Raw genomic sequence first — 10,064 nt, 5'->3', positions numbered from 1 at the left:
ACCTGTAGCCACCACGGCAGCCCGGCCCGCATACCGCGGTGGGCCGGGCCTTTGCGTAGCGCGCCGGACGAGCCGACTCTGCGGGTGCCGGTAAAGCATCCGTGCAGGTGGCAGCCTTGAGCGCCGCTCTCTGGCCGGGGCCGCTGCTTGCCCCGCGATCTGCACGAGGCAGGGGGAGTGGGAAAGCCGGTCGGGTGAACTTCCGGCACGGCGGGCGCCGGCGAGCGCACCGGCGGGTCCCCGCCGCCCCAGGCGGCGGGGAGGGATGGATGTCAGGCGGCGGGTTCGTACGTCACCGTCTGCTCGGGACAGTCAGTGGCTGCGTCGCGCAGGGCCGCGGCCTCGGTCTCATCGACCGTGAGGGCCCAGCGGAGTTTGGTGCCCACCCACTCGGCGACGTACCGGCAGTGCACCTCGGCGGCGGGCGGCAGCCACTTTGCCGGATCCTGGTCGGCCTTGCTCCGGTTCGAGCGGGCGGTGACGGCCACCAGGCTGGCCGGTGAACCCTGGTCGTTGGCGTACGCCTCGCGGCGTTTTGCCGTCCAGGCGGAGGCACCGCTGTCCCAGCTCTCCGCGAGCGGGACCAGGTGGTCGATGTCCAGTCCGGACGCGGACGTGACCCAGGTCTGGTCGTAGTACGACCACCAGGTCCCGCCGGCCAGGCGGCAGCGGGCACCGACCGTGGGCGGCTCGACGGCCTCGGAGAGCAAGACCTCTGACCTCGTGTTGCAGCCGTCGGTGGGATCGTCGCCGGCGTTCCAGTGCTTGAAGGCGTCGCGGGTGTAGCCGTCGCGGTTTTCGGCGTTCACGGGGAGGCCGGCGACGGCTTCGGCCAGAGGCAGGGTCTCGGCGGCGTGTGCGGGCGGGGCGACGGTCAGGGGCAGGGCGGCGAGGGAGGCGGCGGCCAGGCCGCGCAGCACAGCGGTGAACATGCCCTGTGGATAGCGGCCGGGAGGGGGCGCAGTCGCCTGTTTCCCGAGTGCGCCCCTCGTGTGGGGGCAATGGTCGTACCGGCAAAACGTGAGCATGCCGCCCGAGAAGGCCACCACTCAACCTGACAACACCCCCTCGGCAGGCACCCGCCGTCCACGGGACAACACCCCGGCACCGCACCTGCCTTGAACAACGGCTTCACGGGGCCGCCGGTGCCGAGCCTTCGAGCCGTGAACGCCCCGATCATGCGGGTGAGGTGCCGATTTCATCGGCGTGCACCCGACTGATTACGATCTTGGCCATGACCGTGCAGAACCCCGACAAGACCCCCTCCCGTAAACAGAGACTCCAGGAGAGGCAGCGCCGTCAGCTGGCGGTGGTCGACACCGTGGACAAGGCCGAGGCCAAGGTCCGCAAGGCAGAGGCCGAACTGGCCGTGGCGGTCACCGAGGCAGTGCAGGTCTTCGGCGACGAGCAGTCCGCGTCCGAGGGACTCGATATGCCGGTCGAAGCCATCCGGCGCTTCCTCGGCATGACACGGGACGAAGCGGCCGGGGCCGACCACACCACCGAGGCCGAGGGCACATCCTGAGCCCGGCGTTCGCGGCGAGCCGTGGGGCGAGATCGGTGTCGACACCCCGTACCGCCGCAGGCAACGTCACCCCAAACGGGGCAGCCGCCGACCCGACAAGCCCTCTGCGGGAGACACCGGACAGCCACCGGCCGTGCGGCAGGCACAGAACCGGCGGCCCAAGAGCCTCTCGCCCGTGCCCACGAACTCGATGGCAGGGCGGAGCGCCGCGTCGACCGGCCTCGGCGACGCCCTGAGGGGATCGACGACCGGCCCGTCCAACACCGAGGACCAACCTGGCCAACACCGAGCCGACGCACCCCGGCCGGCCCGGGAAGACGCTCTTTCCGGCCGGGCTCGCCCCCGCCGAGTGGACCGACTGGTCCTGGCGCCGCCGGCTCCACGGTGAGATACGCCACGTCCGGCCCGTCGAGTACGGGACCGCCTCCTGCAGGCAATCGGCGAAACCCCAGGACACCACCACCATCGGAGCCCTCCACCGCACCGCGGACGGTCCGGACCGAGCCACCCGAACGGATGACAGGCCGTTTCCCGTGCAACCAGCACGGCTCCCTACCGGTCCTTCACATGCAGCACTATTCGTTCAACTGTGGGGGAGCATCCTCTTGCGTACGCGTTCCGTCCTGGCCGCAGCCGTCACCGCCGGCACCCTGGCCGCCCTCGTTCCCGCCGTGTCGGCTCAGGCCGCCGAGTACAGCTCCGCCCTGAAAGTCCGCGGCATCCAGTACGACGCCCCCGGCCGGGACTCCAACAGCTGCTCGACGGGCAACACCGACGAGGAATACCTGACGATCAAGAACTACTCGTCCTCGGCGACCGTCAACCTCAAGGGCTACGTCGTCAAGGACGCCGCCGGCAACCGCTTCGCCTTCACCGCCAACCACTACCTGCAGCCCGGCGACTACATCAAGCTGCGCGGCGGCCACGGCACCGACTCCGACGCCAAGAACGTGGTCTACCGCGACAACTGCAACTTCCTGTGGAACAACGACAAGGACACCATCTACCTGTACAAGCCCTCCGGCAGCCGCGCGGACGTGCACTCCTACACCAAGCGTGACCACGACCGGGACGGCAACGGCTACATCGGCTACCACGGCTGAAACCAAACCACGAGCCGGCCCGGCCGCGACCTGCCCGGGACTGCGCCCGCCAGGGCACGGCCCGGTGCTGGAGCTGGGCAAGTGCCCGCGCTGCACCGGCCGGACCGTCGACCTCCCCGGCAGAGCCGCCTGCATGTACTGCAAGCACTCCGTCCCGCACCCCGTGGAGGAGTGGTGAACCCCCGGATTCCTCCGGGCCCGGCGCTCGCGCCGGGTCGTCGAGCGGGTCGCCGCCCATCTGGATTCCCAGCTGCGGGAGTCGGCGGATGTCGCGATCAGCGCTGCCCGGCGGACGCTGACCCGCCGCATGCCCACGTTCCCGCTCCGCTTGCAGCACCAGGACCGCGAGGCGGTCGACCTCCAGGACGTGCTGGATGCCGTCCGCGAGTACTTCGGGCTGACCGACGTCGACCCCGAACGGACCGCCGCCTGGCTGCGGACCCGCTACGAGTTGCGCACCGGTTCCATGCCTATGACATGTCCGGCTCATCTCCGCTCGTGACCGTCGGCAGCATGCTGAGCGAGCGCATCGGCGAGATTGCTGCGGACCGTTGTCGTCAGCGGGTGGTCCTCGCCCAGCACCCGGATGGTGGCGGTGAGGGTCTGCTGGTACAGCGGGATCGCCCGCCCCAGATCCCCCGCCGACTGGTAGGCGTAGGCGAGGTTGTTGCGGGAGGTCAGGGTGTCGGGGTGGTCCTCGCCCAGTACCCGGACACGGTCGGTGAGGGTCTGCTGGTACAGCGGGATCGCCTCGCCCAACCGCCCCGCCGAGTCGTAGGCGGCGGCGAGGCCGTTGCGGGAGACCAGGGTGTCGGGGTGGTCCTCGCCCAGCACCCGGACACGGTCGGTGAGGGTCTGCTGGTACAGCGGGATCGCCTCGCCCAACCGCCCCGCTGGCCGGTAGGCGGCGGCGAGGTTGTTGCGGGAGACCAGGGTGGAGGGGTGGTCCTCGCCCAGTACCCGGACACGGTCGGTGAGGGTCTGCTCGAAGAGCGGGATCGCCCGCCCCAGATCCCCCGCCGACTGGTAGGCGTAGGCGAGGTTGTTGCGGGAGGCCAGGGTGTCGGGGTGGTCCTCGCCCAGTACCCGGACACGGTCGGTGAGGGTCTGCTGGTACAGCGGGATCGCCTCGCCCAACCGCCCCGCCGAGTCGTAGGCGTAGGCGAGGTTGTTGCGGGAGGTCAGGGTGGAGGGGTGGTCCTCGCCCAGTACCCGGACACGGTCGGTGAGGGTCTGCTGGTACAGCGGGATCGCCCGCCCCAGATCCCCCGCCGACTGGTAGGCGTAGGCGAGGTTGTTGCGGGAGGTCAGGGTGTCGGGGTGGTCCTCGCCCAGTACCCGGACACGGTCGGTGAGGGTCTGCTGGTACAGCGGGATCGCCTCGCCCAACCGCCCCGCCGAGTCGTAGGCGTAGGCGAGGTTGTTGCGGGAGGTCAGGGTGGAGGGGTGGTCCTCGCCCAGTACCCGGACACGGTCGGTGAGGGTCTGCTGGTACAGCGGGATCGCCCGCCCCAGATCCCCCGCCGACTGGTAGGCGTAGGCGAGGTTGTTGCGGGAGGTCAGGGTGTCGGGGTGGTCCTCGCCCAGTACCCGGACACGGTCGGTGAGGGTCTGCTGGTACAGCGGGATCGCCTCGCCCAACCGCCCCGCCGAGTCGTAGGCGGCGGCGAGGCCGTTGCGGGAGGCCAGGGTGTCGGGGTGGTCCTCGCCCAGCACCCGGACACGGTCGGTGAGGGTCTGCTGGTACAGCGGGATCGCCTCGCCCAACCGCCCCGCTGGCCGGTAGGCGGCGGCGAGGTTGTTGCGGGAGATCAGGGTGGAGGGGTGGTCCTCGCCCAGTACCCGGACACGGTCGGTGAGGGTCTGCTCGAAGAGCGGGATCGCCCGCCCCAGATCCCCCGCCGACTGGTAGGCGTAGGCGAGGTTGTTGCGGGAGGCCAGGGTGGAGGGGTGGTCCTCGCCCAGCACCCGCACGGCGCCGGCGAGAGCGCGTTGGAGGTGGCTGATCGCGCGGGTAAGTCGCCCCTGGTCGTTAAGGAAGTTCCCGGTGCGGTTGAGGAGGTCTGCGGTGGTGCGGGTGTCGGTGCCGGCGGGTGCATGGTCGGCCAGGGCTTCGATGTGCGGGAGCAGGGTGCGCCAGAGGGGCCAGTCCGCGGGGCTGTCCCAGGTGCCGGGCAGAGCGGTGTGCAGGTGGGTGGTGGCGCGGTCGCGGGCCTGGTCGATGGCGTCGGGGGTGCGGTGGGGGTCGCCCGGGTCGGGGGTGCGGGCGAGGGCCTGGACGAGCCGGTGCAGGGACAGGGTGCCGGTCGCCGGGTCGGGGCTGATCATGCTGTAGGCGGTGAGGAGGCCGACCGCGGCGTCCGCGGCAGGCGGGGTGGCGAAGTCGTCCAGGAGTGTGGCGGGGATGTGGTCGGGGGCGTACCAGGCCAGGGTCCGCAACAGGTCAGCGGCCAGGGGCTGGTCGGCGGTGATCCGGTCCAAGGTGGCGTGCCAGATCCTCGCGATGGTGCGGTCGGGACTGGTGCCGACCGCTCCTTGGGCGTACATCGCCGCCGGGTAGCGGGCGAGGAGGTCCAGGTAGGCGCGGGGGGTGGTGAGCGGGTTCTGGGCCAGGTACGCGCCGGCCTGTTCGACGGCCAGCGGCAGGTAGCCCAGTTCGGCCACCAGTTCGGCGGCGCCGTCCAGGTCCCGTCCCGGTGCGGTGCTGGTGGCGAGGCGGGTGAGCAGGTCCACGGCCTCGGCCTGGTCCAGGACGTCCAGGCGCACCACGGTGGTGAGATGGTGCCAGGTGGTGGCGAGCCTGCTGGTGATCAGGAACCGGCCGCCGGGGGCGCGGGCGATCAGGCCTGCGATGTCGGCGGGGTCGTTGACGTTGTCCAGGATCAGCAGCCAGCCGGTGTGGGTGGCCAGCCACTGCACGGCGTAGTCGGCCAGCGCCTCCAGCGTCAGCGCCTCGGCCAGGGCCGGTTGCAGCGCGGTGGCCAGCGCCGCCAGGCCCTCCTGCACACCGGTGGGGCTGTCGGCGTTGATCCATCGGATCGGGGCACAGCCATGGGAGCGGGTGGCGGCCCAGTGCGCGGCCAGGGTGCTCTTGCCGACCCCGCCCAGCCCGTGCACCGCCTGCACGAGCACCCCGCCCGGGGCCGCCAGTGCGGCGTCGAGCCGCTGCAGTTCGCTGGTCCGGCCGACGAACAGCCCGGGGCGCAGCGGCAGGTCGTCCAGTCCCGGGTGCGCTGCTACCTGTGCGGGGGATTGCCATGCGTCGGCCGGAAGTGTCACGGCCCGGGCGTTGTCGCCGGTCAGCACCGGCCCGTAGTTGTCCCGGCCGACAGCGACGGCACGCTCTCCCGACGCCTCGGTCTGCGGGGCGGTCCCGGCGGGTGCGGGCAGTGGCTCCTTGCGTCCCCGTGAGATCCATGACCGGAAGGTCTGCTTCACGGGCCGGTGTGGCCGGTCTGGTCGCCGGTGGACAGGTTTGCGGAGTTGTTCCCGCCGATGGCGATGGAACGCTCCCCGGACGCCGACGCGGTGTTCGCCGGCGGGGGCGGGGAGGGGGGCAGTGGTGTGGCGGGCGGCTGGGCCGGGGGCTGAGCGGGGAGCGCCGCCGGGGTGCTGTCGCCGGTCGAGATGCTGCCCGAGTTGTCGCCGGCGACGGCGGCCGAGCGCGGGGCCGAGGCATGGGCCGAGTTGCCGGCGGGCGTCTGCCCCGGGAGCTGCGGGGTGCGGGTGGCGAAGCCGTAACCCCATGCGGCCGCCAGTGCTGCCAGCGCCGCACCCACGGCGGAGGCCAGCCCCCAACGGATCGCGGCGTCCTCCATCATCGGCGGCAGCACCCAAGCCCCGCAGAGCGTGGTGACCGCGGCGAAGGACCCGACCGTCACCACTCCCGCCACCGTCCACCTGGCTAACCGGTTCATACCCGTCCCCCGCCGCGTCGGCTATCTCGGTACGAGTCCACGATGCCACGAACTCCTCTTCCCTGGACCGCCTTTGTCCGCAGCACAGAGGGCCTGGTGGCCTTCTGAGACGCGGTAGAGGGGCCACGTCGACCGGCCCCGGCCCGGGACGTGCCGGGGAGCGTGACCGGCTCACCGCACGGCCGGCTCACCTCCGTTCGCACGGATAAGGACACCCAGGCCGACACACCACACTGCGTCCTCACCCGCAGGCAAACCGTTCCGGCCCCGTCCGGCGGAGCCAAAACAGCCCAGTACCGGCACTTCTGCATTCCGAGCCGGATTCCCCCACCATCAGGCCGAGCAGTCCGGGGGACCAGGGAGGCGCTGCTGCTCCGTCATCCGCTACGAACGACGCCCCCACCGACGCTGCTTTCTCTGCTTCGGTGGCGTTCCACTCGCGAAGGTGATGGTCCGCGGGTTTCCGTGCGGTGGCGGGTTGTGCGCGGGCGCGTCTGGGCCGGGTGGCTGCGCGTCCGGTCAGGGGAGTTGGCTGGTCCGGGTGGTGGTGCGCGGGGTGGCTGGGGGTGGCGGACCGTGGCGAACGTTTGATCGGTAAACGTGACTCTGATCACAGCACGGTTCGTATGCGCAGGTCACACCCTGCGTCACAACCGGATGGTTACGCTCCGCTGAGAACATGTGTCGCACGGTTAACCCCCAAGGCCCTTCCCGACGGTGAACGGGTTGAGGGCCACGGCCCTCCCCCCGGACAGCAACTGTGCAGCCTGGGGGACGAGTTGAGTTGAAGGAGGGTCTGTGGGGCTTCACTGGGCCTGGTACGCGCTGGCGTTGGTCGGCGCCTACCGGATGACCGCAGCCGGACTCGACGCCGCCGTCAGGCGCATCGTCCGCACCGCCTCGCTGGCTCGAGACGAACACCGCCATCACGCGCGTCTCTCCGCACCCACGGCACCGGCACACCCTGCCGCACCGGCCGCACAGCCCATGGGGCTGCCGTTCGACCCGGGGCTCACCGCCATGCTCCAGGAACAGGAGGAGCGGTGACCAACCCCGACGAGCAGGACTTCGGACTGATCGAGCCCGTCGACCTGCCCAGCGACTTCGAGGTCTTCTTCGCCCGCTACAAGGGCAACTTCCTGCGCATCGCCGGCTCCCGCCTGCGCGACCCTCATGACGCCGACGAAGCCCTCATGGACGCCGCCGTCGTGATGTACCGCAAGTGGCCGCGGATCCTCGCCCACGCCAACCCGATCGCACTCGCCCACCGCATACTCGACAACGCGATCACCGACTTCTACCGACGCCGCGCCCGCACCGCCGGCCGCGAAGTCAGCCACGCAGAGCTCAACTACGCCGACATGCCGACCGTCGACGACCTGATGCTCCTGCGCGGCCACGACCGCCTGGACCGGGCCCTGGCCGACCTGGACCAGCGCGCCCCGCTCCAGGCCAACTGTGTCCGCCTGCGCTATCTCACCGAACTCGACTTCACCGAGATCGCCACCCGCCTGGCCATCACGCCCGGCGCGGCGAAAACCAACGTCCATCTGGGCCTGAAGAAACTCCACCATCTGATGGGTCTCCCGGACACGGGGGAAGGGGACACCTGATGCTCGAAGACCTCCTGCGCGCCGAAGCGCAGGCCCTTCACGACCAGTACGACCACCACGACACCGACGACTTCCTGCGCCGCCTTGCCGCCCGCATCGCCCAGGAAGCAGCCCGGCCCTCCCGGATCATGCGCGCCGTCACCGACCCAGCCTTACCGCCCGCACCAGTTCAGGCACCGGCTCAGGTGCCGCCACCGGCCGGCGCCCCAGTATCCAACCGGCCCACCGACTCCCGGCCCCGCACCCGCCGCGGCCCACGCCGCCGCCCCACTCCCATCCTCACCACCGACCCCGCCACCACCCCTACCGCCGTCATCGACCACGTCCGCAGACTCTGCGAGACCGTGCTGCGCTCCAACGACATCGACTCCCTCGCCGCCTTCGCCGCTGACTACGACCAGACCGGAGCCCGCACCTTCGCCTGCCTGCTCTACACCCTCGACCGACGCGAAAGCGCCCTGTACTGGTGGCGTTTCGCCGCCGGCGCCGGCGACCCCCTCGCCGCCCACCTCCTCGCCGCCCATCACGCGGCCGTCGGCCACAGCAGCCCCGACGCCCGCATCTGGCGCACCATGGCCCGCATGCTCGGCTTCACCCGAGACCGCCACCTACCGCAACCCGTCCGCTCCGCCACCCACCTCGCCGAAGGATTCGCCAGCACTGTGCCCTGGGGCTCTGCTCTCAGCGCCTTCATGACCACCAACCGACTCCCCAGAGAACTCGTCCACCACTGACCACCCGGATCACCCGAAGCGGACGACGCACGGGGACGGTGCGGCCGCGGGCATCGGCCGCCCGGGGCGCACCACACCTGGTGCGCCCCCTCGTTCAGATCCGCTATCGAGTGCATAGCTCGCAAGTCCATCGGTGTCCGTCAGACCGGGGCAACTCCAATGCTTCCCGCCGGCATCGTCGGCGCCGCCCCGGAGGCCGAACTGCCCGCCTGCCAGCTTCCACCCCGGCGGCCGCGTCAGCGACCTGCTGCGCGCCCTGGACTACCGCATCACCCACGACATCGACATTGCAGACCCTGCGCACCGCAGGGCAAGACACCGGCCTCCGACCGGCTCCACGGGGGGACAAGCGAGATTCCCCGTGCGGGGCCACAGGAAGTGGATCAGAGCCGCTTGCCACGGCCGCCGCCAGGGCGGCGGACGAACGCCCACACCGTAGTGCCGGCAATTGCGGAATTCAGCGAGCCCCCACATTGCGCAAGAGCCCGCCACGCTGACCTGTTCCCACCAGCCAAGGGGTCTCGCCGGCGGCCGAGTTCAACCGACGCCCACAGGGAGCCATGTGGCACGCCGCCACCGCTCCGTGTTCGAGCCTGGACCTCTCACCCCAGGGCCCGTTGACATCCACATCCTCAAGGAATAGGACAAAAGCATAGAAAGCACAAAGCGCATCTTGCCTGATCTCGGTGACTCCAGACGACCGACGCCAGCACTCCCAACTGCGCACCGCAGGAAGGAGGTGAACACATGAACGACACCGAACAGGCGCCTCAGGAACCCGCGGTGACCCCGTCCGAAGGCGAGGAGTCGGCGGCCGAGGCGGCGGAGGCGGAAGCCCCCGCGGCCGGCGAGACCGCGGAAGCCGAAGCGACCCCGTCCGAAGGCGAGGAGTCGGCGGCCGAGGCGGCGGAGGCGGAAGCCCCCGCGGCCGGCGAGACCGCGGAAGCCGAAGCGACCCCGTCCGAAGGCGGACAACCCCCAGCCGAACCGGAGACGGAGGAGGCAGAGGCACCGGCGGCCGAGGGCGAGGAGTCGTCCGAGGGCGCGTAAGGGCGGTCCCACCCTTGCAAGGCGATAACCATCACGGGCATCGACGGATGATGTCCCTTCCGTGCGGCCGGAGGAGAACGCGCCAGCGGGTTTCTCCTCCGGCCGCGTTCTCGTCTCTCGCC

At 71.0% G+C, this 10,064-nt stretch carries 10 protein-coding genes; 7 read left to right on the top strand and 3 right to left on the bottom strand.

The features are described 5' to 3' along the window. Nucleotides 1–272 precede the first annotated feature (272 nt). Nucleotides 273–932: an HNH endonuclease family protein gene (locus JL475_RS31965; RefSeq protein WP_202281594.1), complete on the bottom strand. Its 660-nt coding sequence runs from the start codon at nucleotides 930–932 to the stop codon at nucleotides 273–275. 302 nt (nucleotides 933–1,234) lie between these two features. Between JL475_RS31965 and JL475_RS31960 the strand changes: the two genes are divergently transcribed. The 3 genes from JL475_RS31960 (at nucleotide 1,235) to JL475_RS31950 (ending at nucleotide 3,130) form a co-directional block, all read left to right on the top strand. After that, the gene (locus tag JL475_RS31960) at nucleotides 1,235–1,525 is read left to right on the top strand and encodes a hypothetical protein (protein ID WP_202281592.1); all 291 of its coding nucleotides are present in this window, start codon (nucleotides 1,235–1,237) and stop codon (nucleotides 1,523–1,525) included. 605 nt (nucleotides 1,526–2,130) lie between these two features. After that, entirely contained in the window at nucleotides 2,131–2,628 is a 498-nt protein-coding gene (locus JL475_RS31955) for a lamin tail domain-containing protein (RefSeq protein WP_202281590.1), read from the top strand. Between the two features lie 307 nt (nucleotides 2,629–2,935). Further along, nucleotides 2,936–3,130 carry a hypothetical protein gene (locus JL475_RS31950; RefSeq protein WP_202281588.1) on the top strand — a complete coding sequence of 65 codons (195 nt, stop codon included), beginning with the start codon at nucleotides 2,936–2,938 and terminating at the stop codon, nucleotides 3,128–3,130. On the opposite strand, the gene JL475_RS31945 is transcribed toward JL475_RS31950, so the two are convergent. Both JL475_RS31945 and JL475_RS40475 read right to left on the bottom strand, forming a co-directional pair. Further along, complete coding sequence (locus JL475_RS31945) at nucleotides 3,115–6,066, bottom strand: tetratricopeptide repeat protein (protein ID WP_307825212.1); 2,952 nt, start codon at nucleotides 6,064–6,066, stop codon at nucleotides 3,115–3,117. The genes JL475_RS31950 and JL475_RS31945 overlap by 16 nt on opposite strands. Then, nucleotides 6,063–6,545, bottom strand: coding sequence for a hypothetical protein (locus JL475_RS40475; protein WP_237408883.1), 483 nt, complete (start codon nucleotides 6,543–6,545; stop codon nucleotides 6,063–6,065). The genes JL475_RS31945 and JL475_RS40475 overlap by 4 nt, the downstream gene beginning before the upstream one ends. A gap of 798 nt (nucleotides 6,546–7,343) precedes the next feature. On the opposite strand from JL475_RS40475, the gene JL475_RS31940 reads away from it, so the two are divergent. From JL475_RS31940 to JL475_RS31925, 4 genes are all read left to right on the top strand, one after another. After that, entirely contained in the window at nucleotides 7,344–7,592 is a 249-nt protein-coding gene (locus tag JL475_RS31940) for a hypothetical protein (protein WP_202281584.1), read from the top strand. Next, the gene (locus tag JL475_RS31935) at nucleotides 7,589–8,158 is read left to right on the top strand and encodes an RNA polymerase sigma factor (RefSeq protein WP_202281582.1); all 570 of its coding nucleotides are present in this window, start codon (nucleotides 7,589–7,591) and stop codon (nucleotides 8,156–8,158) included. Before JL475_RS31940 ends, JL475_RS31935 begins: the two co-directional genes overlap by 4 nt. Further along, the gene (locus JL475_RS40470; protein WP_237408881.1) at nucleotides 8,158–8,892 is read left to right on the top strand and encodes a hypothetical protein; all 735 of its coding nucleotides are present in this window, start codon (nucleotides 8,158–8,160) and stop codon (nucleotides 8,890–8,892) included. The genes JL475_RS31935 and JL475_RS40470 overlap by 1 nt, the downstream gene beginning before the upstream one ends. A 747-nt stretch (nucleotides 8,893–9,639) precedes the next feature. Further along, the gene (locus JL475_RS31925) at nucleotides 9,640–9,942 is read left to right on the top strand and encodes a hypothetical protein (RefSeq protein WP_202281580.1); all 303 of its coding nucleotides are present in this window, start codon (nucleotides 9,640–9,642) and stop codon (nucleotides 9,940–9,942) included. The last annotated feature ends 122 nt before the right edge of the window (nucleotides 9,943–10,064 follow it).

It is taken from the genome of Streptomyces sp. M2CJ-2, assembly GCF_016757295.1.
Lineage (GTDB): Bacteria > Actinomycetota > Actinomycetes > Streptomycetales > Streptomycetaceae > Streptomyces.
This window is presented reverse-complemented; position numbering and strand designations above follow the sequence as displayed.